The organism is Agromyces mangrovi, from assembly GCF_030296695.1.
Classification (GTDB): Bacteria; Actinomycetota; Actinomycetes; order Actinomycetales; family Microbacteriaceae; genus Agromyces; species Agromyces mangrovi.
Window position 1 is genome coordinate 326,962 of record NZ_AP027737.1, and the last position, 26,152, is coordinate 353,113.

General features: G+C 73.3%; 18 protein-coding genes, 1 tRNA gene and 4 pseudogenes. 8 read left to right on the plus strand and 15 right to left on the minus strand.

Annotated elements, in window-relative coordinates; all coding sequences use genetic code 11:
• Nucleotide 1: 1 nt before the first annotated feature.
• The gene (locus tag QUE38_RS01575; RefSeq protein ID WP_286309828.1) at nucleotides 2–823 is read right to left on the minus strand and encodes a carbon-nitrogen hydrolase family protein; all 822 of its coding nucleotides are present in this window, start codon (nucleotides 821–823) and stop codon (nucleotides 2–4) included.
• Between the two features lie 83 nt (nucleotides 824–906).
• Here QUE38_RS01575 and QUE38_RS01580 point away from each other — a divergent pair, with 83 nt between their 5' ends.
• Nucleotides 907–1,851: an oxidoreductase gene (locus QUE38_RS01580; RefSeq protein ID WP_286309829.1), complete on the plus strand. Its 945-nt coding sequence runs from the start codon at nucleotides 907–909 to the stop codon at nucleotides 1,849–1,851.
• Between the two features lie 13 nt (nucleotides 1,852–1,864).
• Here the strand turns inward: QUE38_RS01580 and QUE38_RS01585 are convergent, their stop codons facing one another.
• The 6 genes from QUE38_RS01585 to QUE38_RS17325 all read right to left on the minus strand — a co-directional run bounded on the left by QUE38_RS01585 (nucleotide 1,865) and on the right by QUE38_RS17325 (nucleotide 8,304).
• Entirely contained in the window at nucleotides 1,865–2,992 is a 1,128-nt protein-coding gene (locus tag QUE38_RS01585; protein WP_286309832.1) for a serine hydrolase domain-containing protein, read from the minus strand.
• A 110-nt stretch (nucleotides 2,993–3,102) separates the two neighbouring features.
• A tRNA-Met gene (locus QUE38_RS01590) sits at nucleotides 3,103–3,179 on the minus strand.
• 63 nt (nucleotides 3,180–3,242) lie between these two features.
• A complete protein-coding gene (locus QUE38_RS01595) occupies nucleotides 3,243–4,025 on the minus strand; it encodes a class I SAM-dependent methyltransferase (RefSeq protein ID WP_286309833.1) in 783 nt (260 codons plus the stop codon).
• Nucleotides 4,026–4,113: 88 nt separating this feature from the next.
• Nucleotides 4,114–7,068 (minus strand): UPF0182 family membrane protein, encoded by a 2,955-nt coding sequence (locus tag QUE38_RS01600; protein ID WP_433996931.1) that lies wholly within the window; start codon nucleotides 7,066–7,068, stop codon nucleotides 4,114–4,116.
• A gap of 127 nt (nucleotides 7,069–7,195) precedes the next feature.
• A complete protein-coding gene (locus QUE38_RS01605) occupies nucleotides 7,196–7,981 on the minus strand; it encodes a YlbL family protein (protein WP_350227503.1) in 786 nt (261 codons plus the stop codon).
• 59 nt (nucleotides 7,982–8,040) lie between these two features.
• Entirely contained in the window at nucleotides 8,041–8,304 is a 264-nt protein-coding gene (locus QUE38_RS17325; protein ID WP_350227504.1) for a hypothetical protein, read from the minus strand.
• Between the two features lie 227 nt (nucleotides 8,305–8,531).
• On the opposite strand from QUE38_RS17325, the gene QUE38_RS01610 reads away from it, so the two are divergent.
• Nucleotides 8,532–9,893: a zinc-dependent metalloprotease gene (locus QUE38_RS01610; RefSeq protein WP_286311605.1), complete on the plus strand. Its 1,362-nt coding sequence runs from the start codon at nucleotides 8,532–8,534 to the stop codon at nucleotides 9,891–9,893.
• Between the two features lie 816 nt (nucleotides 9,894–10,709).
• On the opposite strand, the pseudogene QUE38_RS01615 reads toward QUE38_RS01610, so the two are convergent.
• Together QUE38_RS01615 and nudC are read right to left on the minus strand one after the other, a co-directional pair.
• A pseudogene (locus QUE38_RS01615) lies at nucleotides 10,710–12,439 on the minus strand (ATP-dependent helicase).
• Between the two features lie 142 nt (nucleotides 12,440–12,581).
• Nucleotides 12,582–13,604, minus strand: a pseudogene (gene nudC, locus QUE38_RS17330) (NAD(+) diphosphatase); the annotation flags it as partial.
• On the opposite strand from nudC, the gene QUE38_RS01625 reads away from it, so the two are divergent.
• Together QUE38_RS01625 and QUE38_RS01630 are read left to right on the plus strand one after the other, a co-directional pair.
• Nucleotides 13,486–14,034: a protein kinase family protein gene (locus QUE38_RS01625; RefSeq protein ID WP_286309834.1), complete on the plus strand. Its 549-nt coding sequence runs from the start codon at nucleotides 13,486–13,488 to the stop codon at nucleotides 14,032–14,034. The pseudogene nudC and the gene QUE38_RS01625 sit on opposite strands and share 119 nt — an antisense overlap.
• Entirely contained in the window at nucleotides 13,959–14,648 is a 690-nt protein-coding gene (locus QUE38_RS01630; RefSeq protein ID WP_286309835.1) for a phosphotransferase, read from the plus strand. Before QUE38_RS01625 ends, QUE38_RS01630 begins: the two co-directional genes overlap by 76 nt.
• Here the strand turns inward: QUE38_RS01630 and QUE38_RS17335 are convergent.
• The 4 genes and pseudogenes from QUE38_RS17335 to QUE38_RS01640 all read right to left on the minus strand — a co-directional run bounded on the left by QUE38_RS17335 (nucleotide 14,597) and on the right by QUE38_RS01640 (nucleotide 21,034).
• Complete coding sequence (locus tag QUE38_RS17335; RefSeq protein WP_350227619.1) at nucleotides 14,597–15,481, minus strand: PD-(D/E)XK nuclease family protein; 885 nt, start codon at nucleotides 15,479–15,481, stop codon at nucleotides 14,597–14,599. The two genes, QUE38_RS01630 and QUE38_RS17335, sit on opposite strands and share 52 nt — an antisense overlap.
• A 132-nt stretch (nucleotides 15,482–15,613) precedes the next feature.
• Nucleotides 15,614–15,868: pseudogene (locus tag QUE38_RS17340) on the minus strand (3'-5' exonuclease); the annotation flags it as partial.
• A gap of 536 nt (nucleotides 15,869–16,404) precedes the next feature.
• Nucleotides 16,405–17,802, minus strand: a pseudogene (locus QUE38_RS17345) (ATP-dependent helicase); the annotation flags it as partial.
• Nucleotides 17,803–17,827: 25 nt separating this feature from the next.
• Nucleotides 17,828–21,034 carry a UrvD/REP family ATP-dependent DNA helicase gene (locus QUE38_RS01640; protein ID WP_286309838.1) on the minus strand — a complete coding sequence of 1,069 codons (3,207 nt, stop codon included), beginning with the start codon at nucleotides 21,032–21,034 and terminating at the stop codon, nucleotides 17,828–17,830.
• A gap of 105 nt (nucleotides 21,035–21,139) precedes the next feature.
• Here QUE38_RS01640 and QUE38_RS01645 point away from each other — a divergent pair, with 105 nt between their 5' ends.
• Together QUE38_RS01645 and QUE38_RS01650 are read left to right on the plus strand one after the other, a co-directional pair.
• Nucleotides 21,140–21,364 (plus strand): DUF3107 domain-containing protein, encoded by a 225-nt coding sequence (locus tag QUE38_RS01645; protein ID WP_286309839.1) that lies wholly within the window; start codon nucleotides 21,140–21,142, stop codon nucleotides 21,362–21,364.
• Complete coding sequence (locus tag QUE38_RS01650) at nucleotides 21,364–21,669, plus strand: hypothetical protein (protein WP_286309840.1); 306 nt, start codon at nucleotides 21,364–21,366, stop codon at nucleotides 21,667–21,669. The genes QUE38_RS01645 and QUE38_RS01650 overlap by 1 nt, the downstream gene beginning before the upstream one ends.
• 74 nt (nucleotides 21,670–21,743) lie before the next feature.
• On the opposite strand, the gene QUE38_RS01655 is transcribed toward QUE38_RS01650, so the two are convergent.
• Nucleotides 21,744–22,451, minus strand: coding sequence for a ferritin-like fold-containing protein (locus QUE38_RS01655; RefSeq protein WP_286309841.1), 708 nt, complete (start codon nucleotides 22,449–22,451; stop codon nucleotides 21,744–21,746).
• Nucleotides 22,452–22,596: 145 nt separating this feature from the next.
• On the opposite strand from QUE38_RS01655, the gene QUE38_RS01660 reads away from it, so the two are divergent.
• The gene (locus QUE38_RS01660) at nucleotides 22,597–24,108 is read left to right on the plus strand and encodes a DEAD/DEAH box helicase (protein ID WP_286309842.1); all 1,512 of its coding nucleotides are present in this window, start codon (nucleotides 22,597–22,599) and stop codon (nucleotides 24,106–24,108) included.
• A gap of 44 nt (nucleotides 24,109–24,152) precedes the next feature.
• Here QUE38_RS01660 and QUE38_RS01665 read toward each other — a convergent pair whose 3' ends face one another.
• Nucleotides 24,153–25,025 (minus strand): PHP domain-containing protein, encoded by an 873-nt coding sequence (locus QUE38_RS01665; protein ID WP_286309844.1) that lies wholly within the window; start codon nucleotides 25,023–25,025, stop codon nucleotides 24,153–24,155.
• A 110-nt stretch (nucleotides 25,026–25,135) separates the two neighbouring features.
• On the opposite strand from QUE38_RS01665, the gene QUE38_RS01670 reads away from it, so the two are divergent.
• Nucleotides 25,136–26,149, plus strand: a complete 1,014-nt coding sequence (locus tag QUE38_RS01670) for an endonuclease/exonuclease/phosphatase family protein (RefSeq protein ID WP_286309846.1) — start codon at nucleotides 25,136–25,138, stop codon at nucleotides 26,147–26,149.
• Nucleotides 26,150–26,152: the final 3 nt, after the last annotated feature.

The following is a 26,152-nucleotide window of genomic DNA, read 5'->3' on the forward strand; positions in this document are numbered from 1 at the left end:
CTCAGCGCGGCACGACCGAGAACCGCCGCAGCTCCAGCGCCGGGTTCAGGCGTCGCACCGCCGCGATGCGCTCGGCCGAGATCCATGCGACGGCCACGTCGGTCGCCTCGCCGATCGTCGCGATCTCGACGCCCATCGGGTCGACGACCATGCTGTTGCCGGCCCCGATCGGCGGCGCGTGGTCGGCCGCGAGCACGTACGCGGTGTTCTCGAGCGCCCGCGCGGTCGTGAGCGTGCGCCAGTGGTGCTCCTTGAGCGGCCCGCGCACCCACTCGGCGGGCATGCACACGACGTCGGCGCCGGCGTCGATGATGCGGCGGGTCACCTCGGGGAAGCGCGCGTCGTAGCAGGTCTGCAGGCCGAAGCGGATGCCCCCGAGCTCGAACACCTCCGGATCGCCGACCTCGCCCGGGGCGATCCAGTCCGACTCCCGCTGGCCGAACGCGTCGTACAGGTGCAGCTTGCGGTACGCGGCGACGACGCCCGTGCCGGGCGCCACGGCGACCACGGTGTTGTGCGCGTGCGCCGCGTCGGCCCGCTCGAGGAACCCGGCGACCAGGTGCACGTCGAGTTCGTCGGCGAGGGCCGCGAGGGCGGTGACGAACGGGCCGTCCGGCGGCTCGGCCGCATCCACCCAGTCCTGCCCCTGCTGCGGCGTGAAGTAGCTCGAGTACTCGGGGAAGACGACGAGCTTCGCCCCGCGGCCGGCCGCGAGCGACGCCAGGCGCACGATCTCGGCGAGATTCGCCTCACGGTCGTCGCCGGGCGCGAACTGCGCGACCGCGACTCCGAGGTGGTCGGCGTCGGCTGCGGCATCCGTCATTCGCCCAGACTATCGAGGGCGAGCGGATGCGGCCGGGCCGCGCATGGGCGAAGCTGGAAGCACCCCTGAGCGAGAGGCACCCGATGGCGTACACCCGCGAGTCGATCCCCGACCTGACCGGCCTCACCACCGTGATCACCGGCGCGAACGGCGGGCTCGGCCTCGAGACGGCGAAGGCGTTCGCGGCGAAGGGCGCGCACCTCGTCATGGCGGTGCGCGATCTCGAGAAGGCGGATGCGGCGGTCGCCGAGATCCTCGACGATGCGCCGGATGCCTCGGTGGAGCGCGTCGCGCTCGACCTCGCGTCGCAGGCATCCGTGCGGGCCGCGGCCGAGCAGATCCTCGCCGCGCACGACCGCATCGACGTGCTCGTGAACAATGCGGGCCTCATGGCGATGCCCGAGCGCGAGACGGAGGACGGATTCGAGATGCAGGTGGGCGTCGACCACCTCGGGCACTGGACACTCACGGCGCTGCTGCTGCCGGCGCTGCTCGCCGCGCCCGCGGCCCGCGTGGTGACGGTGACGTCGACCGCGCACCACGTCGGCAAGCCGCTCGACCCCGACGAGCCGTTCCGCCGCGGCGACCGCTACGACGCCTGGCGCGTCTACGGCGACGCGAAGCTCGCGAACTACCACTTCGGCCTCGGCCTGCAGGAGCGCTTCGCGGCCGCCGGCGTGCCCGCGCAGAGCTTCATCGCACACCCGGGCCTCTCGCACAGCGACCTGCAGACCCGTACGGTGCGCGAGGGCGGCGCCGGCAGCGCCGGCCCGTTCTTCGCCTGGGCGGCGGCGAACACGGGCATGGAACCGGCGCGCGGGGCACTCCCCCAGATCCGCGCGGCGACCGACCCCGACGCCCGCGGCGGCGAGTTCTACGGGCCGCGTTGGGTGAACGTCGGCAAGGCGGTGCGATTGCCCGTCATCCGGCCCGGGCGGGCCGCGGCGATCCGCGCCCTCTGGGACGTGTCGGAACGCCTCACCGGCGTGCCGCTCGCGGTGCCTCCGCCGACCGCCTCCGCGGACTGAGCGGGCCCGCGGATCATCCCGACACGAGGTGCTCGAGCAGCGGCAGCAGTTCCGACGGCAGCAGCCCGACATCCGCGTCGTCCCCGGCATCGATCTCGGTCGCGGCGACCGCCACCAGACCGCGTGCCGGGACCACCTCGACCACCTGCCCGCCGAAGCCCCAGGCCAGGTACGCGGGGTCGTCGAGGAACGTGGTGCGCCACCACAGGTACCCGTAGCCGCCGGTCACGCCGGCACGCACCGGAATGCCACCGAGCTGGTCGGCGGTCGCGTCGCGCACCCACGAGGCCGGCACGACCTGCTCGTCGTTCCAGCGCCCCTCCTGCAGGTACAGGTTGCCGATCGCCGCGAGGTCGGTCGGCCGGAGCCGGAGATGGCTCCATCCCGTGTTGAGACCCTGCGGGTCGACCGGCCAGGCGACCGCTGCGGAGTCGTCCTCGGCATCGGCGAGCGGCCCCTCGAACGCGGCGAGCGTCTCGATGCCGAGCGGAGCGAACAGGCGTTCGCGGGCGTAGTCGAACGCGCTCGCGCCGGTCGCCTGCTCGATGATCGCCGACAAGAGGTGCGCGCCGCCGTCGGAGTAGTCGAAGGTGCGGCCGGGCGCCCGCACCGCATCTTCGAGGATGGTCGCGATCCAGTCGTCCGAGCGCTGGAACGTGTAGGAGGGGCCCTCGTGCGTTCCCGCGAAGCCGGCGGTGTGCGTGAGCACCTGGTCGAGCGTCGCATCGGCGGTCGCCGCCGACATGCGATCGACGTCGTCGGGCAGCAGCTCCGCCAGCGTCGCGTCGACGCCGGAGACGCTACCGTCGGCGATCGCGATGCCGATCAGTGTCGAGATGACGCTCATGGTCACCTCCTCGGTGTCCCACCCGTCGTCCGCCGCGGCGCCGAACGTCTCGTCCAGGATCGGCTCGCCGTCAAGGGTCACCACGAGGGCGCGGAGCTGCCCCGCCCGACGAGTCTGCGCGGCGAGGTCGACGAGGCCCTGCGAGGCACGACCGCGGATCTCCGCAGCGAGCACCTCCTGCTCGTTCGGGGCGATCGCGTCGATAATGCCCGTGCATCCGGCGAGGGCCGTCGTCACCAGGACGGCGAGGGCCGCAGCGCCCGCATGCGACCGGACACGACGTCCTGCGCGCATGGGTCGATTCTCCCACCGATCGCGGCGGACGAGCCGGCGGAACGTCTCCCGGCATCCGGGTCCGCAGACAGAGAAGAGGCCCGGAATCACGCATGATTCCGGGCCTCACTTGGTTGCGGGGGCAGGATTTGAACCTACGACCTCTGGGTTATGAGCCCAGCGAGCTACCGAACTGCTCCACCCCGCGGCACAAGAGATAACTCTAGCATCGGTTCGCGCACTCCTCAAATCGAGGCCGGAAACGACCGGTTCAGGATGCCCCGGGGCCGGCCTGCACGGCCTCGATCGAGTACGACAGCGGCAGCCACGGCCGGTCATGCCAGCCGTACATGCCGTCGCCGGCATCGACCGTGCGCGGGAAGATCTGCCACGGCACCCGGTAGTGCTCGCGGAAGTCCTCGATCGCCAGGCCCGCGCCGCGGAGCGCGCCGTGGATCTCGTCCATCGGGTGCATCCACTCCCACGTGCGCTGGTTGACGAGCTCGGCGTCGGGGTCGGCGTAGTCGGAGCCGTCCACCACGATGTCGGGCTCGGGGTTGCCGTACGGGTACGTGAACGCGGGCATCCCGTCGGCAGCGCCGTCGCCGTCGAACACGAACGCGGTCGGGTGCCCGTCGGCGAACACGAGCGACCCGCCCGGCTTCAGGAACCACGCGATGATGCGCGCCCACTCCGCCACGTCGGGCAGCCAGCCGATCGTGCCCCACGTGGTGAACACGGCGTCGAACGCGCCAGGCTCGGGCAGCGCCTCGCGCGCCTCGTAGACGTTCGCCTCGACGAACCGCGCTCGCTCCTCCCCCAAACCGAGCTCGGCCGCCATGCGGCGCGCCTCGTCGACCGCGGGCCGCGAGAAGTCGAGGCCGACGACGTTCGCGCCGAGGTTCACGAGCGACAGCGTGTCCGATCCGAAGTGGCACTGCAGGTGCAGCATCCGCAGCCCCTCGACCCCGTCGGGGAACCGGCGCGCCAGCATGGCCGACGCGATCGGGTCGAGCACGCTGCGCCCCTCGCGGAGCGGCTGCTGGTCGTACATCGACCCGGCGCCGAGGTGCACCGGAACGCGTTCGTCCCAGTTGGCCCGATTGTCGTCGAGCCACTCCCCGACCGCAGGTCGACGGACATCACTCGTTCAGCAGCGCGAGCATGCTGGCGATCGTCGAGGCGAGCTCCGCATCGGCCACGCCGTACGCCGCCCAGTCGCCCTCGGTGAGCGCCTGCTGCTTGTTCTGCAGGGCCTGCTGGGCCTGCCGGAGCAGCGCCTGCAGTTCGGCGTCGGTCTGCGGGTCGCCGGTCGACGTGCCGGGATCGGTCGTGTCGCCCGTGTCACCGGTGTCCCCGGTGTCTCCCGTATCACCGGTGTCTCCGGTGTCTCCGGTGTCTCCGGTGTCACCGGAACCACCGTCGACGTCGCTGTCACCCGCGGATGCACCGGACTCGCCGCCGAACAGCACGTCGAGCGCCTCGTCGAGCGTGTCCTGGAACGCGATCTGGTCGCCGAAGGCGACGAGCACCTTCTGCAGCAGCGGGTAGCTGGTCTCACCGGTCGACCGCACGTAGACGGGCTGCACGTAGAGCAGGCCGCCGCCGACGGGCACCGTGAGCAGGTTGCCGTTGATGACGTCGGACGAGCCCTGGCGGAGGATGTTCAGCTGCGCCGAGATGCTCGGGTCACCGTTGAACTGGTTCTGCACCTGGCCGGGGCCCGGCACGAGGTCGCCGGACGGCAGCGTGAGCAGCCGCAGGGTGCCGTACCCGTCCGAACGCTCGCCGTCGGAGCTGCCCGCGTCGGCGTCCACAGCGAGGTAGCCCTTCAGCACGTTGCGGCTGTCCTGGTCGCCCGACTCGGGGATGAACGTCGAGTACAGCGAGTACGTCGGGTCGTCCTGCCCGGGCATCTGCATGGTCAGGTAGTACGGCGGCTGGAGCAGGTCGCTGCCGGTCGGAGCGGTCGGCTCGTCCGGGGTGGTCCAGGCGTCGTCGCGCGAGAAGAACGAGCCGGGGTCGGTCACGTGGTACCGGCCGAGGATCGACCGCTGCAGCTTGAACAGGTCGCTCGGATAGCGCACGTGGCTCATCAGGTCGCCCGACATCTCGTCCATCGGCACGACGGTCGACGGGAAGATGTTCTGCCAGGCCTGGAGGATCGGCTCCTCCGCGTCCCACGCGTACAGCGTCACGGTGCCGTCGTACGCGTCGACCGTGGCCTTCACCGAGTTGCGGATGTAGTTCACGTCGTCGATCGCGAACGTCGCCGCCTGCTGCTGCGAGTCGGAGATCGCCTGGCTCATCGAGAGCTTCGTCGAGTACGGGTACGCGTCGGTCTTGGTGTAGCCGTCGATGATCCAGACGATGCGCCCGTCGACGACCGACGGGTACGGGTCGGAGTCGAGCTCGAGGTACGGCGCGACCTTGCTGACGCGCGTCAGCGGGTCGCGGTCGTACAGGATCTGCGACTCGTCGTTGACGTTGTCGGAGAGGAAGATCTGCTCGCTCTGGAACTTCAGTGCGTAGATCAGCTTGTTGAAGATGCCGTTCAGCGACGGGCCGCCGTCGCCCTCGAACGTGGTCTGGGTCTGGTTGCCGTTGTCACCGCCCGCCGGGTAGTCGAGCTCGACCGGGTTCGCTCCCTCCGGCGCGCCCACGATCGAGTACTCGGGCGAGTTCTCGCCGAAGTACACGCGGGGCTCCTCGACGTCGAGGTCGCCGATGGTCGGGATGCCCGACTGGATGAAGACCGGCTGGCCGTCGACCGAACGCTGGTTGCCGGCCGCCGCCACCACGCCGTAGCCGTGCGTGTAGACGATGTGCGAGTTCACCCAGTTCTGGGCGTCGCCGAGGCCCGCCAGGCGCAGGTCGCGCACCGCGACCACCGCATCCTGCGTCGTGCCGTCGATCTGGTAGCGGTCGACGTCGAGCACCTCGGGGAACTGATAGTACTGGCGGAACTGCTCGAGCTGCGCGAATGCGTCGCTGATCAGCGCCGGGTCCATCAGGCGGATGTTCGCGGTCGTCTCGGCGTCCTCGCGCAGCGCGCCGCGCTCGGCGTCGGTCTGCGCCTCGTACGGGATCTCCTCCACCTCGGCGACGCCGTAGGCCTCGCGGGTCATGTCGATGTTGCGCTCGATGAACGGCGCCTCGAGCGACTTGGCGCTCGGGTCGACCTGGAAGCGCTGGATGACCCACGGGTAGAGCGAGCCGATGATGAGGCTCGAGATGATGAGCAGCGCGGTGCCGACGAGGGGCAGGCGCCAGCGCCCGATGATCGCGGTGATGAAGAAGAGCACGGCGACGACGAGCGCGATGCCCGCCAGGATGCCGCGACCGGGGATGGTCGCGTACACGTCGGCGTACGACGCGCCGGTCATCAGGTCGTTGGATTCGGTGAGCGTGGCGTACTGGTCGAACCAGATGCTCACGGCCTGCAGCAGCAGGTAGATGCCCACGGTCACCGCGATCTGGATGCGCGCCGCCTTCGAGATGACGACCTCGCGACCCGAGATGCGGATGGCGCCGTAGAGGTAGTTGGTCGCGACGACCAGCAGCGTGGAGAGCAGCACGACCGCGGATGCGAAGCCGACCAGGCCGCGGTAGAACGGCAGGTCGAAGACGTAGAAGCCCACGTCGAAGCCGAACTGCGGGTCGATGGTGCCGAACGAGGTGCCGTTCAGCCAGAGCAACGTGGTCTGCCAGCGCGACGCGGCCGAGACGCCGCCGAAGATGCCGAGCACGGCGGGGATGCCGTACATGGCCAGCCGTCGGAGCGGCTCGAATACCTCCTGGTAGCGGTCGAGCTGGGAGTTGAGCTTCGCGTAGACGGGCCGCGTGCGGTACGCGATCTGGATGCTGACCCACACCGGGACCGCCATGCCGACGAAGCCGATGAGGAAGAGCAGCGCGCGAGCGATCCACTCGGTCGTCAGCACGTTGAGGAAGCCGAGCTGCTCGTACCAGAGGATGTCGGCGTACAGCCCCGCGAAGATGAAGAAGCCGATCACCAGGGCGGCCACGATTCCGATCGTGATCGCGATCGGCGCGCGACGGCGCCCCTGTGCCTGCTCGGGCTGTGTTGACGTCACTCTCGGCCTCTACTTCGATGGGGGTCGGGGTCGATCCTCCATCCTATGCGGACGAGGTGAGCCGGGGCCCCCGACCCAGCGAACGCTGAGCGGGCCGTGACCCTGCCGTGACCGAAGCGGTGGCCGGTCAGCCCGCAGGGCAGCGCGGAAGCGTGTCCAGGTCGCCCTCGGCCGCGATCACGTCGATGACGACCATGGCCTCGTCGAGCGTGGTGACGGCGAACACCTCCAGGTCGCCGGGCACGTTGCCGGTGACCTCGTCGCAGTTGCCGATCGGCGCGAGCATCCAGTCGGCGCCGGCGCCGAGCGCGCCGTGCATCTTCTGCACGATGCCGCCGATCGCGCCGACGTTGCCCGCCGAGTCGATGGTGCCGGTGCCGGCGATGCGCTCGCCGCCGGTCATCGCGTCGGGGGTGAGCTTGTCGATGATGCCGAGCGCGAACATGAGGCCGGCGCTCGGGCCGCCCACGTCGTCGAGCTGGATCTGCACGTCGATGGGGAACTCGTACGCCATGGTGACGCCCACGCCGATGAGCAGCGTGCCGTCGACGTCCGTCGGCGTGACCTCGGCGTCGACCTCCTCGCCGTCGCGCTCGACCTCGATGGCAGCCGGCTCGGTGCCGTTCTCCTGGATCACCGCGCGCAGCGTCGCGATGTCGTGCACCGGTTCGCCGTTCACCGACGTGATGACGTCGCCCTCCTCGAGCTCGCCCTCCGCGGCCGAGTCCTCGAGCAGCGCGATGACGGTGACGTCGCGCGGGAAGTCGTAGCCGAGCGCCACGAGGGCCGCGGCGATCGCATCCTGCTGCGAGTCGACCATGAGCGTCTGGTTCTGCTCGTCGCGCTCCTCCTGCGTGAGGTCGGCGGGGAACACGGCCTCGATCGGCACGACCGCACGGCTGTCGTCGAGCACCGCGCCGCCGATCTCGATCCAGGTCGGCTGCTGACGAGGGTTGCCGACGATCGAGACCGTCAGCAGGTCGAGATTTCCTCGGTGGGGTACGTGGTCTCGTCGGGGATCGAGATGAGCGGCACCTCGCCGCCGTCGCTGGTCTGCGCCGTGCCGAGGGTGTCGTAGACGGGGCCGGGCTGCTCGATGACATAGGGCGCCGGGGATGCCGCGAAGACACCAGCCACCACGGCCGCGATGCCGAGCAGCCACCAGCCGGCCTGCCGCGCACGCGACTGCCGGCGACGGGGTTCCGGGCGCAGCCGATCCTCGTCGAACAGGGCCATCGGGTTCCTCTCTGGGTCGGCACGCGGGGGCGCGCCGACGAACACTTGCGAGGTGCCGGTGGCGCTGTTCGCGACGGGCGGACAGCCGGAGCGACCAGCCTAGGCCATTTCCCAGTCATCCCGTCGGGTGCGCGGATAGCGTAGGAACATCCGACTGGGAGGTGGCTGAAGTGGCCGATGCAGATGGCCCCGGCGACGACCGGAGTCCCGAGGACGAATTCCGCGACATGCTGCGCGAGATCCTGTCCGGCGGCGCGGGCGTCGACCCCGCCCAGCTCGCCGGTGCGGCCGGGCTCCCGAACGATCCGGCGAGCGTCGCCGCGCTGTTCAGCCAGCTCCAGCAGGCGATGACCTCGGGCGGCGACGGCATCAACCGCGACCTCGCCCTCCAGCAGGGCGTCGCCCGCGCGAACGACGGCCAGCAGGACACGGATGCGGCGAGCCGCGCCGCCTGGGAGCAGGCGTACCACGTGGCCGCGCTCTGGCTCGACGAGGCCGTCGCGGTCTCGAGCCTGACCGACGCCCCGGTGCTGCTGAGCCGGCGACGCTGGGTCGAGCAGACCATGCCCGTCTGGACCCAGCTCGCGGAGCCGGTCGCGTCGAGCATCGCGGACTCGCTCACGAAGGTCATGTCGGAGCAGGCGCCCGAGGAGCTGCGCGGCATGATGGCCGGCGCCAGCCAGATGATGCGCTCGATCGGCGGCACGCTCTTCGCCATGCAGCTCGGCCAGGTCGTCGGGCAGCTCTCGGCCGAGGTGGTGTCGGGCGGCGACGTCGGCATCCCGCTGCTCGAGGACGGCACCGCGGCCGTGCTGCCGCAGAACGCCGCCGAGTTCGGCGAGGGCCTCGACATCCCCGACGACCAGATCCAGCTCTACCTCGCGGTGCGCGAACTCGCGCACGCGCGCCTCTTCCGGCACGCGAGGTGGCTGCGGCTGAAGCTCATCTCGTCGATCACGGACTTCGCCCGGGGCATCCGCATCGACACCGACCGCATCGAGGAGCTCGCGAGCGACTTCGACCCGTCGAACCCCGAGGCGCTGCGCGATGCGCTCGTCAACGGCTCGCTCATCCCGCCGAAGACGGAGGAGCAGCAGGTCGCGCTCGCACGTCTCGAGACCATGCTCGCGCTCATCGAGGGCTGGGTCGACGTCGTGACCGCGCGAGCGACCGAGCGCCTGCCGTCGAGCGGCGCGATCGCCGAGACCATCCGCCGCCGCCGCGCGACCGGCGGGCCGGCCGAGTCGGCCTTCGGCACGCTCGTCGGCCTCGAGCTGCGCCCGCGCCGCCTGCGCGAGGCCGCCGCGATGTGGACCGCCGTCACCGACGCGGTGGGCGTCGCCGGGCGCGACGACCTGTGGTCGCACCCCGACCTGCTGCCGAGCTCGGCCGACGTCGACGACCCGGCGCGCATCGTCGCGCGGCTCACCGGCGAGCGCACCGAGGAGGAGGCGAGCGAGGCCGACGCGTTCGACCAGGCGCTCGAGGCGCTGCTGCGCGGCGAGACGCCCGGTGCGAGCGAGGACGCCGATTCGCCCGACACGGGCGCGCCCGACGACGAGGGCTCGCCCGACGCCGATCGCGGCTGACTCCGCTTCCGTTCCGGCCTGATCGGGCCTGTGGAGAGCGCCTCGCCTCCACAGATCCGCCGCCGGGCTCCCGAGCGGATGCCCCGTGCGGCAGTCTCTCTCGCATGCCCGCACGCATCGACCCGCGCGTCCCCCTCGTCTGGCGCACGCCCGCCGACCTCCAGCTCGGCGCCGCCCGGCCGCTCGCGGTGCTGCGCGACGCCGACCACGTCGACCTCGCGCTCGTGGAGGCGCTGCGCGCCGGCGCCGGCCGCGCGAGCCTCGAGCGGCTCGCGCAGCGCCTCGGCGCGGAGGACGGCGACGTCGACGTGTTCCTCGCCACCGTCGAGACGGCCCTCGACGCCCCCGACCCGGAGGTCGACGCCCGCTTGGCCGTCGACGGCGATCGCGCCCGGTGCGAGCGCCTCGCCGCCGACCTCGCGGCGGTCGGCTACGAGGTCGTGGGGCCCGAGCACGACGCCGACGACATCGACCTCGCGATCGTGGTCGCCGACCACGTGGTCGACCCGCGCCGGGTGGCGGGGTGGATGGCGCGGGACGTGCCGCACCTGCGCGTGCTGTTCGACGACGCCGGCGCGGTCGTCGGCCCGCTCGTCGAGCCGGGCGAGGGGCCGTGCCTGCACTGCATCGAGCTCGCGCGCGTCGACGCCGACCCCGCCTGGCCCGCGATCGCGTCGCAGCTGCTCGGGCGGCCGGCCCGGGGCATCCGTCGCCTCACGCTCCTGCACGCGATGACCGCCGCGACGCTCGCGGTCGATGCCCGGCTGCGCCGCCAGGACACGGGGCTCGCCGCCCGCGCCCTGCGGTTCGACCCGGTCAGCGCCGAATCGCGCCCCGAGCCGGTGCCGTCGCATCCGGGCTGCGGGTGCCGATCTCTCGGAGGAACCGTGACGGCGCTCGCACCGATCGCGACTGACCGCCCCGTTCCGACCAGCTCACCTCGAGTCGGCGTCGTGCCCGCGTGATGCCCACGTAGAGGAGGCGCCGCTCCTCGTCGACCTGCTCGAGGCCCGACGCGTACGAGATGGGCAGCAGTCCCTCCGACAGGCCGACGAGGAAGACCGTGTCCCACTCGAGGCCCTTCGCCGAGTGCAGCGTCGCGAGCGTGACCGCGGAGACCGTCGGCTCGTGCTGCGCGGCGGCGCGTTCGAGCAGGTCGTCGGTGAACCGGCGGAATGTCGTGCCGTCGGGCACGTCGTCGACGAGCCGCACGAGCGCGTTGTACGCCTCCCAGCGATCGCGCACCGCACCGGGCCCCTCGGGCGGCGACTGGCTCCACCCGAGCGAGCGCATCACGTCGCTGACCGACTTGAACAGCGGCTCGTCGGCGATCGTGAGCGACGCCGCGCGCAGCGCCTGCACGGCCTGCTTCACCTCGGGCTGGTCGAAGAATCGCCGCGCACCGCGCAGCCGGGAGCTCACGCCCACCTCGTCGAGTGCGCGCTCCAGCACCGCCGACTGGGCGTTCACGCGGTACAGCACCGCGATCGACTCCGGCTGCTCCCCTCCTCGATCAGCTCGAGCACGCGCTGGGCGACCTGCCGCGCCTCGGCGATGTCGGTGGGGTGCTCGCGCACGACCGGCTGCGGCGCGGCGGCGTCGGTGCGCTCGCTCGTGAGCGCCAGCGCGCCGGGGCGACCGCGCATGAGCCGGTTCGCGACGTCGACGATCGGCGGGAGCGATCGGTAGTTGTGCTCGAGACGCAGCACCGTGGCATCCGGATACCGCGACTCGAAGCCGAGCAGGTAGTCGGGCCGCGCCCCGGCGAACGAGTAGATGGTCTGGCTCGCGTCGCCGACGACGCAGACCTCGCTGCGGTCGCCGAGCCACAGGTCGAGCAGCCGCTGCTGGGCGGGCGAGACGTCCTGGTACTCGTCGACCACGAAGAAGCGGTATTGCTCGCGCACATGCAGGGCGACGGATGCCTCGTGCTCGATCATGCCCGCGGTCGCGAGCAGCACGTCCTCGAAGTCGATGCGCCGCGCCTCGTCCTTCATGCGCTCGTAGCCCGCGTGCAGGTCGAGCGCCTGCTCGACGGTGAGCGCGCCGGGGGCCCCGCGCGACGTGAGCCGCGCGGCGTGCTGGTCGATCGACTGCCCCGACACCTTGCGCAGCTCGATGTCGGCCGCGAGGTCGCGCAGGGTGGCGGTGTCGACGCGGATGCGCAGGCGTTCGGCGGCCTGGCCGAGCACGCGCGCCTTGCCGTCGAGCACCTGCGGCGCGCTGCCTCCGACCACGAGCGGCCAGAAGTAGTTGAGCTGCGCGAGGGCGGCGGCGTGGAAGGTGCGGGTCGCCACGCCCGCGGCGCCGAGCGTGCGCAGCCGGCCGCGCAGCTCGGCCGCGGCGCGCGTGGTGAAGGTGAGCGCCATGACGCGCTCGGGCGTGTAGGCCCCGGTGCGCACGCCGTAGGCGATGCGGTGCGTGATGGCGCGGGTCTTGCCGGTGCCGGCGCCGGCGAGCACGCAGACCGGGCCGAGCAGCGACTCGGCCGCCAGTCGCTGCTGGTCGTCGAGCGCGTCGAGGAGCGAGTCGGGGTCGTCGCTCATGCGTGCCCGTCGATGTCGCCGCCGTACCACTCCTCGAGCATCCAGCGGGCGATCGACGACGAGCCGGGCAGGGCGATCTCCCCGCGGCGGCGGCCAGCGCCTCCCGCGTGTACCAGCGCAGCTCGACGATCTCCTCGCCGTCGGGGCGCACTGCGTCGGCGTCGTCGACCGATGCGGCGAACGCGACCATGAGCGAGGCCGGGAACGGCCACGGCTGCGAGCCCAGGTAGCGCACGTCGGTCACCTCGAGGCCCGCCTCCTCCTCGATCTCGCGCACGACGGCGGCCTCGAGCGACTCCCCCGGCTCGACGAACCCGGCGAGCACCGAGAACCGGTGCTGCTCCCACATGGCGTTCGACCCGAGCAGCACGCGGCCGTCGCCGTCGGTGACGAGCACGATCACGGCGGGGTCGGTGCGCGGGAAGATCTGGCGGTCCTCCGCCGTGCAGCGGCGCACCCAGCCGCCCTGCTCGGGCTCGGACGGCGCACCGCAGACCGGGCAGAACCGGTGCGAGTCGTGCCAGTTCGCGAGCGCGACGGCCTCGGTGAACAGCCCGGCATCGCGGTCGGCGAGCCCGGTCACGACGGCGCGCAGGCCGGCCCAGCGCGCCTCCTCGGGCTCGAGGGCGTGTGCGGCGTCGTCATCGAGCAGGTGCGCCACGACGCGCAGCGACGAGCCGTCGTCGCCGGCGATGGTGCGACCCAGGTAGATGCGGATCTCGGACGCCGGCACGTCGGCGCGCGGCAGCAGCGCGAGCTCGAGCGGGGAGCCGTCGACGCGTTGCGCCATGAGCGCCCGGCCGCGCCAGACGGGCAGTACGCGCACGTCGTCGGCCGCGTCGAGCGTGTCGAACAGTCCGGGATCGACGCGTGCATCGGCGTCGCGATCGAGCGCCGATCGGGCGAGCGGCGGCACGGGAACCGGCATCGGCGACCTCTCTGCTTGCGGCGGCGGAGATACCGCGAGGGTGTGGCGCTCGACCACGGGGAAGCCCGGCGAGCCTAGGCTGAGACCCATGGCCAGACCACCTCTCACTCTAGCCGCGTTGGCCACGGCGGCTGTTCCGGGGCTCGAGGTGTCGGGGGCGCGACCGCACTCGCGCGGGTCGTACGGGCAGTTCGACTCCGCGCTGCTGCGCAGCACCGACGGTCGCACGCTCCTCATCCGCGTGCCGACGTCGTCGGGCGCCGAGCTCGAGCAGTCGGCCGACCTCGTCGCCCTGCGCGCCCTCTCGGCGGGCATCCGCGCCCGGCTCCCGTTCGCCGTGCCCACGTTCGTCGGGCAGGCGCCCGTGTCGGGCACGCGTGCGGTCGTGTACGACTACGTGCCGGGCGCGGTGCGCGACGCCGACGAACTCACGGCCGAGCCGGTGCTCGCCGCGGAGGTCGGCGCGTCGATCGCCGCGATCCACGGCCTGCCGTCGGCGTTCCTCGCCGAGTCCGGGCTCCCCGGCACACCGCGGCCGAGAGCCGGTCGGCGGTCATCGAGCTCATCGGCCGGGCCGCCGACACCGGCCGCGTGCCGGCCGCGCTGCTGCGCCGGTGGGAGTCGGCCGCGGACGACGCCGAGCTCTGGCAGTTCGCGCCGACCGTGATCAACGGCGGGCTGGCGGCCGACTCGATCCTCGTCGAGGGCACGCACGTGTCGGGCGTCATCGGCTGGTCGGGCCTGCAGGCCGGCGACCCGGCCCGCGACCTGCACTGGCTGATGACCGCGCGCGGCGAGGCGGCGGAGCACGCGCTGTCGGCGTACCTGCGTGCGCGCGGCGGCCCGCAGGACGGCGGGATCGCGCAGCGCGCGCTGCTGCACGGCGAACTGGAGCTCGCGCGCTGGCTGCTGCACGGCGTCGAGACGCGCGACCCCGAGATCGTCGACGACGCGGTCGGGCTGCTCGACGGCCTCGTCGACACCGTGCACGCCGACGAGTCGCCCGCCCTCTCGACCGACACGGGGCCGGTCATGGCGGTCGCCGACGTCGAGGAACTGCTCGACCGCACCCCGCGGACGGGCGGCGGCAGCGAGGCGTCCAGCATGCTCACCGACAGCTACGACCGTTCCGACCTCGAGCGCATGGCCGCCGGCGAGCGCGACGACGACGAGGCGGATGCCACGGGGGCCCTGCCGCTCGACCTGACCGGGTGGGGCGACGACGCGGATCAGGACGCGGACGACGACGACCAGGACGCGAGCAGCTCCGCCTCGTCGTAGAGGCGCTCCGGTCGCACGACGGCGTCGTCCTCCACGAAGTAGAAGAGCGCGTCGACCTCCTCGGGCGGCACTTCGCGCCAGGTCGCGAACGCCAGCCGGTAGAGCGCGAGCTGGGTCTGCTTGAGCTCGAGGTCGCGCGCGTCGCGAGGTGCGGCGCCGGTCTTCCAGTCGACGACCTCGTAGCGGATGCCCCTGCGGCCGGCGTCGCTGTCGGGGTCGACCTGGTACACCGCGTCGAGCTTGCAGACGAACACGGTGCCGCCGAGCGGCAGGTGGATCTCGACCTCGACCTCGTCGGGCCTGCGGGTGCCCCACGGCGACGCGGCGAACGTCTCCTGCAGGCGGGCGAGCCGTTCGTGCTCGACGGGCACGGCGTCGTCGGCGTCGAGCTCGAACGCCTCAGCGTCGACCGCGTCGCCGGCGCCGGTCGACCGCGCCTCGACCCACGAGTGGAAGAGCGTGCCGATGCGCGTGGCCCGGTACGGTCGCTGCGGGAGCGGACGGCGCAGTTCGGCCACGACGCCCGCGGGGTCGTCGACCCAGTCCTTGAACCGCGACGCGGGCACGCGGGTGGGTCGCTGCGCACCCTGCTCGTCGGGCGAACGCCGGGCGTCGCGCTCCGCGAGCAGCAGGTCGAGGTCGCGGTCGAGCTCGTCGCAGATCGCCGACGCCGCACCCGACTCGCGAGCGGCGCGCACCGCCGCGGCCGCCGCGGTCACCCGGGCCCGGCGCGCGCCCAGCGGGTCGAGCGGCCACGTCGCGCGCTGCCCGCCGCCCGCGCGCGGGTTCGTCTCGTGCACGCTCGGGCCGGGCAGCGCCTCCTCGGCGAGCACGCCGGCCGCCACCAGCTCGTGCAGGTACGGGCTCGGCCCCCGCGCGCCCTTCTGCACCGACCACCACGACCCGCTGAACAGCAGCTCGCGCCGGGCGCGCGTGACGGCCACGTAGGCGAGCCGCCGCTGCTCCTCCTCGTGCAGGCGACGGATCTCGGCCTGGTACTCCTTCGTCGCCTCCTCGAACTGCTTCTGGTCGTGCACGCCGCGCCAGGCGAGGTCGGGCAGCTCGTCGCGATCGCCCTTGAACTCGTACGGCAGCTCGCCGAAGGCGAGCCAGCCCTTGGTCGACAGCGGCGCCGACGGCAGCTCGTCCTCGACGGCGCGTGGCAGGGCGACGAGGTCCCACTCGAGCCCCTTGGAGCCGTGCACCGTGAGCACCTGCACGGTGCCCGGTTCGGGCTCGTCCTGCCGGGGGCGAGCCGGTCGCGCTGCTCGGCCTCGGCGAGCCAGCCGAGGAACGCGCCGAGCGTGGGCTGTTCGCTCACGTCGAGGAACCCGGCGAGCAGCTCGTCGAACGCCTCCAGGCTCGGCGCGCCGAGCGGCTGCGCGGCGTTCGCGCCCACCTCGATGTCGAGCAGCAGCTCGTGCTGCACGAGCGTGACCAGGTCGGCGAGCTCGAGGCCGGCGCGCCGCCGGAGCGACATGAGCTGGGCCCCCGCGGCGCGCATGCGGGCGAGCCCCTCCTCGCCGATGCGCGCCGTGGCGGCGTGCCCGGCGGGCGCCTCGACCACGAAGTCGAGCGCGTCGACGAGCGACGCGTGCTCCTCGGCGACGACGCTCGCGCGCATGCGCGCCCGCACGTCGTCGTCGAGCGGCTGCAGGGCGTGGTCGCGTGCGGCGAGCCAGCGCGCGGTCTCGGCGAGCCCGGCGAGGTCGGCCGCGCCGACCTGCCAGCGCGCGCCCCCGAGCAGGCGGAGCAGCTCGGCGCCGGCGCTCGGGTCGTGCAGCACGCGCAGGGCGCTGACCAGGTCGGCGATGACGGGCTGGTCGAGCAGTCCCGCGAGCCCGAGCACGTGGAAGGGAACGCCCCGCGCCTCGAACGCCTCGGCGAACACGTCGACCTGCTTGAGCGTGCGGCAGAGCATCGCGGCCGACGGCGGTCGTCCCCCGCCCCGCAGCCGGACTGCGAACCAGTCGGCGACCGCGGCCGCCTCGTCTTCGACGGTCTCGCCCCAGCGCAGCTCGACCGCACCCTCACCGGCGCCCGGCGCCGCGCCGAGCGCGCGCTTCGGCACCACCGGATCGTCGAGGAACGGGCGCAGCAGCGCGTTGGCGGCGTCGAGCACCCGCCGCGGGTTGCGCCAGCTCGTCGAGAGGTCGTAGACCGGGGCATCCGCGTCGCCGAAGTCGCCGCCGAAGCGCGCCAGGTTCGTGGCGCTCGCCCCGCGCCAGCCGTAGATCGACTGGTCGGGGTCGCCGACGGCCATGACCGATCGCCCGCCGAACAGGGTCGAGAGCAGGCGGGTCTGCACGACGCTCGTGTCCTGGTACTCGTCGAGCAGCACCGCGCCGTAGCGGTCGCGGTACGCGTCGACGACCTCCGGGTGGCGTGTGCAGATCTCGAGCGCGAACGCCACCTGGTCGGAGAACTCGAGCAGCCCGCGGCGGCGCTTCTCGAGCGCGAACCGCTCGGCGAGGTCGACCAGCACGGGCAGGCCGCCGACCTGCTGCATCGCCGACGCGAACGTCGCGTACGGCGTCTTCTTGCGCGCCGAACCGGTGGGCAGGTCGGCCATGGCCAGGAACTGCCGCGCCATGACCCGCACGTCGCGCGGGTCGGCCACGTTCTCGGCGATGCCGCGGCTGAGCTCCAGCACCGCGCCGGTGATGCGGTCGGCCGACTGGTCGAGCTCGACGAGGCGCTCGTCGTCGCTGTCGAGCACGACGCTGCGGGCGAGCTGCCAGGCGGATGCCTCGCCGAGCAGCGCCGCGTCGGGCTCGCGCCCGATGCGCATGGCGTGCTCGCGGTAGATGGCGCTCGCGAAGGCGTTGTAGGTCGAGACCTCGGCGGCGTCGAGCAGGTCGAGCTCGACGCGGGCGATGCCCTCGTGCACCAGTTGGCCGACGCGGCGCGAGATGCGCTCGGCGAGCTCGCCGGCGGCCTTGCGCGTGAACGTGAGGCCGAGCACCTCGGGCACGGCGACGTGCCCGTTCGCGAGCAGCCAGACGACGCGGTTCGCCATGGTCTCGGTCTTGCCGCTGCCGGCGCCCGCCACGACGAGGCTCTGCGCGCGGTGCGGCGCCTCGATCACGGCGCACTGCTCGTCGGTCGGTGCGGGCAGGCCCAGGCGCGCGGCGATCTCGCGGGCGCCGATCATGCGCCGCCCTCCGCGTGCGCCCGGGTCATGCGCTGACCGCCTTCACGAGCTGCACGCGATACTCCCACCGGCCGAGGGGCGACTTGTACCCCAGCTCGAGCGGGCCGTCGAAGGTCGAACCCGCCATGATGCGTCCCACGGCCCCGACGCGCGCGGCGAACGCGGCCGAGGCCTCGTCGTCGAACGGCTGCTGCACGCGCTCGGTGTACGCGCGGCCCGATGCGGGCTTCGCCACGAACACGAGCTTCGCGCCGCCCGGCTCGCCGTCGCCGACGGGCACGGCCCCGTCGCGCGCGGCGGCCTGGTAGGCGCCGAGCTGCGGATGCCCCGGCATGCCGGCCACCGACGGCAGCGTGCGACCGGTCTTGAGGTCGACGATCACGACCGTGCCGTCGGCCGAGCGCTCGACGCGGTCGACCGTGCCGCGCACGAGCGTGCGGCCGAGCTCGAGCGTGAAGCGCCCCTCCGCCTGGAGCAGCACCTTGCCGTCGTCGGCGAACCCGGCGAGGTACTCGGCGGCGCCCTCGGCCATGACCCGTGCCGAACGCCGCTCGCGCGCATCGAGCCAGGGCGCATCGAACCGCAGCTCGCCCCAGCGCGCCTCGATCGCCGACCACACGGCCTCGACGTCGAGCTGCTCCGGGGGCAGGGCGGATGCCTCCTCCACGACCGCGTGCACGATGGTGCCGATCGACGCGGCGAGCCCGCTCGGCGTCTGCGCGACGGTGTCGACGAACCACGCTATAGGCGACTCCTCGGCGCGCTCGATCTGCGAGGGCGAGACGTGCACGCGCGCCTCGGGGTCGCCGTCGAGATCGACCAGGGGCGCATCGGTGCTGGGGTCTCCGAGGCCGTACCACTCGGACGGGTCGGCGCCGGGCACGCCCGCGTCGGCGAGGCGGGCGAGCGCCTGGGCGGCCTCGGCCGAGCCGGTCGCGGCGAGCTCGCGCCGCAGCGAGGCGACGAGGCGGCGCAGGTGCAGCGGGCGGCGGCGGCGCGGGGCGGCCGGCACGTCGGCGAACGCCATGAGCACCGACGGCTGCTCGTCGTCGTTGCTCGTGCACGCGAGCACGAGCTGCCGGTCGGCCCGCGACGCGGCGAGCGCGAACAGCCGGAGCTCGTCGCCGCGCACCTCGGCGCGCTCGTCGGCGACCGTGCGATCGACGACGTGCCGGACCGGCTCCCCCGCGCGGTCGGCGGCGGCGACGGCGGCGAGCCGGTCGGCGCGCAGCAGCGAGCCGCGGGGCTTGAGGTTCGGCCACACGCCGTCCTGCAGGCCGGCGACGACCACCACGTCGTACTCCTGGCCGACCACGGCCTGCGGGGTGCACACGAGTACGGTCTCCTCGGCGCGGCGCGGGGCGAGCGAGTCCTCGGGCACGTCGCTGCCGAGCACGTCGTCGAGGAAGCGCCGTGCGGGCGCGCCGGGCAGTCGCTCGACGAACCGCTCGGCCGACGCGAACAGCGCGACGGCGGCGTCGAGTGCGCGGTTGGCCTCCTCGGCGAGGAGGCCGTGCCCGTTCGCCTGCGCCGCCCATTCGGCGGCGAGCCCGCTGCCGTCCCAGACGGCCCAGAGCACCTCCTCGATGGTGCCGCCCGCGTCGGCGACGCGACGCCCCTCGGCGAGCACGCGTCCGAGCCGGCCGGCGCGGCGCGCGACGCGGTCGTCGATCGACTCGAAGCCGCCGACGACGCCGAGCGCCTCGACGAGCAGTTCGTCGCCGGTGCGGTCGCCGCCCGCGGCGAGTTCATCCCGGCGCAACGCGAGCCGCAGCCGGCGCAGGCCCACCCCGTCGAGCCGCCCGAGCGGGCCGGCGAGCAGGTCGCCCGCGAGCTCGGCCGTGAGCGGCTCGCGCCCCACCACGTACGACGCCGCGCGCAGCAGCAGTGCAGCCGCGGCCTCGTCGCGCAGGGCCGAGCGGGCCGCCGAGGTGCGGGTCGGCACGTCGGCGACCGAGAGTGCCCGCTCGACCGCGGCGATCTCGCCGCCCGAGCGCAACACCACGACCATGCGCGACCAGGGCACGCCGTCGAGCAGGTGCCGCTCGCGCAGCAGCGCGGCGATGTCGGCGCACTCGGCTGCGTGCGACGGCGCGTCGATGCGCACGATCGGCGCGATGCCGTCGGCCCCGGCGGCCCCGTCGGGCTCGGCGACCAGGCGCGCGGCGCGCTGCGGCCCGCCGAGCGCGGTGCCGATGCGGCTCGTCGCGGCGCGCACGACCTCGTGGATCTCCGGCCGGCCGCGCCGCGCGTGCTCGAGCACGACCTGCTCGACGTCGGCCACGCCGAGCGCCGGACCGAGCCCGCCGAGCAGGTCGGCGCGCCCGCCGCGGAACGCGTTCGCGGCCACGTCGGGGTCGCCGAGGGCGACGACGGATGCGCCGCGACGCACGAACGCGCGCAGCAGCGCGATCGTGCCCTCCGTGGCATCCTGCGCGTCGTCGACGACGATGCAGCGTGCCTCGGCCAGCGATCCGAGTGCCGCGAGCGCCTCGGGCTCGCGCACGCTCTCGCCCACGACCGCGGCGCCGAACGCGAGCAGCTCGGCCGCGTCGAAGCGCGCGTCGCGGAACTGGTCCTTCACCTCGGCGTACTCCTCGGCGAAGTCGGCCGCCGCCTCCCACGCGGGCACGCCGGCGCTCTGGCCGAGCCGCCGCAGGTCGCCCGGGCCGATGCCGTGCTCGGTGGCGCGCATCAGCAGGTCGCGCAGCTCGGTGCGGAATCCGCGCAGGCGCCGCACCTCGGGGCCGAGCGATTCGGGCCACGTCGGGCCGGTGCCGTCGTCGATCGAGCCGTCGATGAGCTCGGCGATGATGCGGTCGTGCTCGCCGCCGGTCAGCAGCGTCGGGTCGGCGTCGGCGAGCGCGCCGCGCACGACCTGGAACGCGACCGAGTTGGCCGTGCGCGCGAGCGGCCCGTTCGTCGGCACGCCGAGGCGCAGGGCGATGCGGTCGCGCAGCGCGGTCGCCGCGCGACGGCTCGACGCGAGCACCAGCACGTGCTCGGGCGCGTACGCCCGGCCGAGCACGCGGTCGGCGACCACCTCGACGGCGAGCGTGGTCTTGCCCGTGCCGGGCGCGCCGAGCACGGCTGCCGAGCGCCCCTCCGCCAGGTCGACGACGCGTCGCTGCGCGGGGTCGAGGAGGAGCCCGTCGACGTCGGCCGCGGCGTCGCCCGTGCGCGACGGCGACCCCGGTGCGGTCGGGGTGCGGGTGAGGTCTGCGTGCTCCACGCGCCTCACGGTAACCCGTTGCGCCGACAGTGAACGCGAGCCCGGGGGCGGGTCGCCGGTGTCGTAGTCTGAGCGGGTCACGTCGCACACTCGGAAGGGCCCACAGTGGACATTCGCATCGGCATCCAGAACTCCCCGCGCGAGATCGGGTTCGAGTCCGACCAGTCGGCGAAGGACGTCGAGAAGGCCGTCGCCGATGCCCTCGCGAACGCCGCGGGCCACCTCCGCCTCGTCGACGCGAAGGGCTCGGTCTACCTCGTGCCGACCGCGTCGCTCGCGTACGTCGAGATCGGCTCCGACCAGTCGCGCCGCGTCGGCTTCGTCGCCTGATGGAGCTCCTCTTCATCTCGCTCGGTGGCGCCATCCTCGGCCTCGCCGCGCGCTATGCGCTCCCCCGCCGCCACTTGCACGGCTCGGTGCTGATCCCCGCGATCGGCACCGCCGCCGCGGCGGTGACGTGGGTCGCGCTCACCTGGCTCGGCATGCCGTGGGACGGCGGCTGGATCTGGCTGATCGCGCTCGTCTGCTCCGGCCTGGCCGCGGCCGGCGCCGACGTGCTGATCGGCCGTCGCCGCGAGGCCGCCGACGCCGAGCTGGCCGAGCGCCTGCAGCGCCCCGGGGCGCAGGTCGCCTGAGGCGGCATCCGCAGCCCTGAATCTCAGGGGCGGGCGGATGCCCCCGAGCCGGCGAACCACACGATCGGCACCGTTCAGGCGGTGAGGCCCAGGCCGTCCATGCGGCGGGTGTGCGCCGCGATCAGCTCGGTGAACATGGGCTCGACCTCCGGGCCCGAGCCCGTGCCCTCGCGGATCGCCGATCGCGCGACGAGCAGCGTGTCGCCCACGATGCGGCGGCCCCACAGGGCGAGCCGGTCGGCGAGGCCCGGCACGGTCGCGATGCCCTCGCTCAGCTCGCGCACGAGCACGGGCGAGGCGCCGACCTCGCCGAGCAGGCGCACGACGCGCCCGCGCACGGGCGACGGCAGGCCGTCGGCGAGCCGGATGAAGTAGTCGTCGAGCATTCCCGCGCTGACATACGTGCCGAGCAGCAACTCCCACCAGTCGGCGCCGGCGATCGCCGTGCGGTAGACGTCGAGTGCGGGGGCGAACGGCGCCATGACGTCCTCGGGCTCGGCGTCGTGCTCGCGGATCTCCTCGATGAGGCCGTGGTGCTTGCGCAGCGCCACGCCGGCGGAGGCGCTGAGGCCCTCCTTCGCGGCGAGGTTCGGCGAGGTCGAGACGGCGCGCGAGAGGTTCTCGAAGAACTCGAGCTGGATGTACGCGGCCTGCCCCAGGAACGGCAGCACGTCGGGCGTCAGCTCGGTGAAGTCGACCCTCGTGAGGTTCGTCGGCTCGACCCGGGGACGCTGCCCGGGCACCTCACCGCGTGCGCCTCGACGGGCCGACCAGGAAACCACCCGACCAGCCTAGTGCCGCCCGATCAGGGGTTGCGACGGCCCGGACGGTACACTCGTCTGCGGAGCCGTCGGCAACGGATCGACGGCCAGTGCGCCTGCCGACGAACAGGGCGCACCTTCTTCATTCGACGACAGGCATTCTCCCTTGACGACATTCTCCGATCTCGGCATCGCCCAGGACATGGTCGACGCCCTCTCGGCGAAGGGCATCACCGAGCCCTTCCCCATCCAGGAACAGACCATCCCGCTCGCACTCTCCGGCCAGGACATCATCGGCCAGGCGAAGACCGGCACGGGCAAGACCTTCGGCTTCGGCCTCCCCCTCATCCAGCGCCTGGGCGACGCGCCCGAACCGGGCGTGCAGGCCCTCGTGGTCGTGCCGACCCGCGAGCTGTGCGTGCAGGTGACGGAAGACCTCGAGCTCGCGACCGCGAACCGCCCGACGAACATCGTCTCGATCTACGGCGGCAAGGCGTACGAGGGCCAGATCGACCAGCTGAAGGCCGGCGGCCAGATCGTGGTCGGCACGCCCGGTCGCCTCCTCGACCTCGCGTCGCAGCGCATCCTCTCCCTGAAGAACGTGCGCGAGATGGTGCTCGACGAGGCCGACAAGATGCTCGACCTCGGCTTCCTCGCCGACATCGAGAAGCTGTTCGCGCAGACCCCGCCGACGCGCCACACCATGCTCTTCTCGGCGACCATGCCGGGCCCGATCGTGGCCCTGGCCCGTCGCTTCATGACGCGCCCGATCCACATCCGCGCGACCGACCCCGACGAGGGCCTCACGCAGGCGAACATCAAGCACCTCGTCTACCGGGCGCACTCGCTCGACAAGGACGAGGTGATCGCCCGCATCCTGCAGGCCGAGGGCCGCGGCAAGACCGTCATCTTCACGCGCACCAAGCGTGCTGCGGCGAAGCTGGTCGAGGAGCTCAACGACCGCGGCTTCAACGCGGCGGCCGTGCACGGCGACCTCAACCAGGACCAGCGCGAGCGCGCCATGGCCGCGTTCAAGGCCGGCAAGAAGGACGTGCTGATCGCGACCGACGTGGCCGCGCGCGGCATCGACGTGCTCGACGTCACGCACGTGATCAACCACACCATCCCCGACGACGAGAAGACCTACCTGCACCGCGCCGGCCGCACCGGCCGCGCGGGCAAGACGGGCATCGCGGTCACGTTCGTCGACTGGGACGACCTGCACAAGTGGGCGCTGATCAACCGCGCGCTCGAGTTCGGCCAGCCCGAGCCGACCGAGACGTACTCGTCGAGCCCGCACCTCTACACCGACCTCGACATCCCCGAGGGCACGAAGGGCCGCATCCGTGCGGCGTCCGCTCCGCCGTCGCGTTCGAGCACGGCCGGTCGGGCCGAGGGGGCGGATGCCGCGGGCGGCGGCTCGGGCTCCCGCAACCGCTCGCGCAACCGCCGTCGCACGCGCAACGGGCAGTCGTCGGGCGGCCAGGGCGGCGGCTCCTCGGAGGCGCAGCAGGCCGACGGCCAGGCGCCCGCCGAGCGCGCCGAGCCGGGCACCGGCACCCACGACGGCAAGGGCCACGAGCACCACGACGGCAAGGCGGCCCCGCGCCGACGCCGTCGCCGTCGCGGGCCGCGCCAGGGCGCGAACCAGGGCGGCGGCCAGGCGCCCCAGCAGTAGGCCCACCGCCGATCACGACTCGGATGCCCGGCTGACGCGAACGCTCAGCCGGGCAGCTCCGGCTCGGTGCCCGTCGCCTCCGCGAGGATGCGCTCGACCACCTCGGGCGAGGTGAGGTGCTCGCCGAGCCGGTTGGCCTTGCCCGTGCCGTGGTAGTCGCTCGACCCGGTGACGGCGAGGCCGAACCGGTCGGCGAGCTCGCGCAGCGCGCGCTTGTTGCGCTCGTGGTTCTCGGGGTGGTCGATCTCGAGGCCGAAGAGCCCCGCTTCGACGAGCTGCCGCAGGCGCTTCGGCGCGATCACGTCGCCGTCGCCGCGCGTGCCCGGGTGCGCGAGCACGGGCACGCCGCCCGCGGCGCGGATGAGGCGCACCCCCGTGAGCGGGTCGGGCGCGTAGTGCGGCCGGGCGTAGCCCGAGCGCCAGTGCAGGATGCCCGCGAAGGCGTCGGAACGGGTCGGCACGTGGCCGCGCGCCACGAGCGCGTCGGCGATGTGCGGCCGGCCGATCGTGGCCCCCTCGGTCGCCTGCTCGAGCACGTCGTCCCAGGTGAGCGCGTAGTCGTGCGCGATCGCGTCGACGATCGCCTCGGCGCGCGTGCGCCGCCCCTCGCGGATGCGCGCGGTCTCGGCGACGAGCGCCTCGTTCGCGGGGTCGACGAGGTAGCCGAGCACGTGCACGCTGGCGAACTGCTCGCGCGTCGACAGCTCCATGCCGGGCAGCAGCACGATGCCGTGCGCGCGCGCCGCGTCACGCGCGGCATCCCACCCCGCCGTCGAGTCGTGGTCGGTGAGCGCGATGCCGGCCAGCCCCGAGAGCGCCGCCTCGGCGACGAGCTCCGCGGGCTCCTGGGTGCCGTCGGAGACGCTCGAGTGCGTGTGCAGGTCGATGCCGCCGGCTGGGCGATCGCGTCGGGGCATCCCCCATCGTATCGACGCGACCGCGCCGCGGTCGTGCACGACCGGCGCTCTCGGCGCACTCACGGCACACGTGCACGGCACGCCCCAGCCGAGCCCCTACGCTGTATCGGGTGTCCCGGGTGCTCGCAGTCCTCGCGGTGCTCGGCTGCGCCGCCGTCGCCGCGGTCTTCACCTGGCCCCAGGCGGTCGGCCTCCAGCAGGAGTGGATCGTCTCGCACGTCGTCGCGCTGCGCGGCCTCGCCGTGGTCGCCGCGCTCGCGTGCTGCCTGCTGCTCGCGCTCGTCATCGCGACCCACCAGCTGCGCCGGTTCAGCCTCGCGCTGATCCTCGTGCTCGTCGCGTACGCGGTGGCGAACTCCGCGGTGATCGCGGCCCGCGGCGTCACCGGCACGACCGCCTCGTCGGGGCCCGAGACCATCACCGTGCTCTCCTGGAACACCCTCGGCGAGGTGCCCGACGCGGCGACGATCGCGCAACTCGCGCTCGACACGGGCGCCGACATCGTCTCGCTTCCCGAGACGACCGAGCCGCTCGGCGAGGAGATCGCGATCGCCATGCGCGAGGGCGGGAACCCGATGTGGGTGAACACCATCGCGTTCGACGTGATCGCGAAGGCGCGCTCGACGACGCTGCTGATCAGTCCCGACCTCGGCGACTACGAGGTCGTCTCGGCGTCGGGCACGGGCCCGCCCGGCAACACGAACACGCTGCCCACCGTCGTGGCGCAGCCGATCGACGGCTCGGGGCCCACGATCGTCGCGGCGCACGCGGTCGCGCCCATCCGCTGGGAGATGCGCAACTGGCGCAGCGACCTCGAGTGGCTGGCGACCCAGTGCGCGGCCGACAGCGTCATCATGGCGGGCGACTTCAACGCGACCGTCGACCACTTCGCCGGGCTCGGCACCGACGGCGGCGACCTCGGACGGTGCCACGATGCGGCGGATGCCGCCGACGCGGCCGGTCTCGGCACCTGGCCCACCGACCTGCCCGAACTGCTCGGCAGCCCGATCGACCACGTGCTCGCCACGCCCGACTGGGAGGTCGTCGGATTCGAGGTGCTCGGCGCCTACGACGGCTCGGGCAGCGACCACCGGCCGATCGTGGCGGAGCTCGCCCAGCGCTGAGAG

Bases quoted from the DNA above. Each gene is read 5' to 3' on its own strand.
- QUE38_RS17325 (WP_350227504.1), bottom strand. From the start codon at position 8,304: ATGGCCCTGTTCGACGAGGATCGGCTGCGCCCGGAACCCCGTCGCCGG.
- QUE38_RS01650 (WP_286309840.1), top strand. From the start codon at position 21,364: ATGGAGCTCCTCTTCATCTCGCTCGGTGGCGCCATCCTCGGCCTCGCC.
- QUE38_RS01580 (WP_286309829.1), top strand. From the start codon at position 907: ATGGCGTACACCCGCGAGTCGATCCCCGACCTGACCGGCCTCACCACC.
- QUE38_RS01585 (WP_286309832.1), bottom strand. From the start codon at position 2,992: ATGCGCGCAGGACGTCGTGTCCGGTCGCATGCGGGCGCTGCGGCCCTC.
- QUE38_RS01595 (WP_286309833.1), bottom strand. From the start codon at position 4,025: ATGTACGACCAGCAGCCGCTCCGCGAGGGGCGCAGCGTGCTCGACCCG.
- QUE38_RS01575 (WP_286309828.1), bottom strand. From the start codon at position 823: ATGACGGATGCCGCAGCCGACGCCGACCACCTCGGAGTCGCGGTCGCG.
- QUE38_RS01610 (WP_286311605.1), top strand. From the start codon at position 8,532: ATGCTGCGCGAGATCCTGTCCGGCGGCGCGGGCGTCGACCCCGCCCAG.
- QUE38_RS01665 (WP_286309844.1), bottom strand. From the start codon at position 25,025: ATGCCCCGACGCGATCGCCCAGCCGGCGGCATCGACCTGCACACGCAC.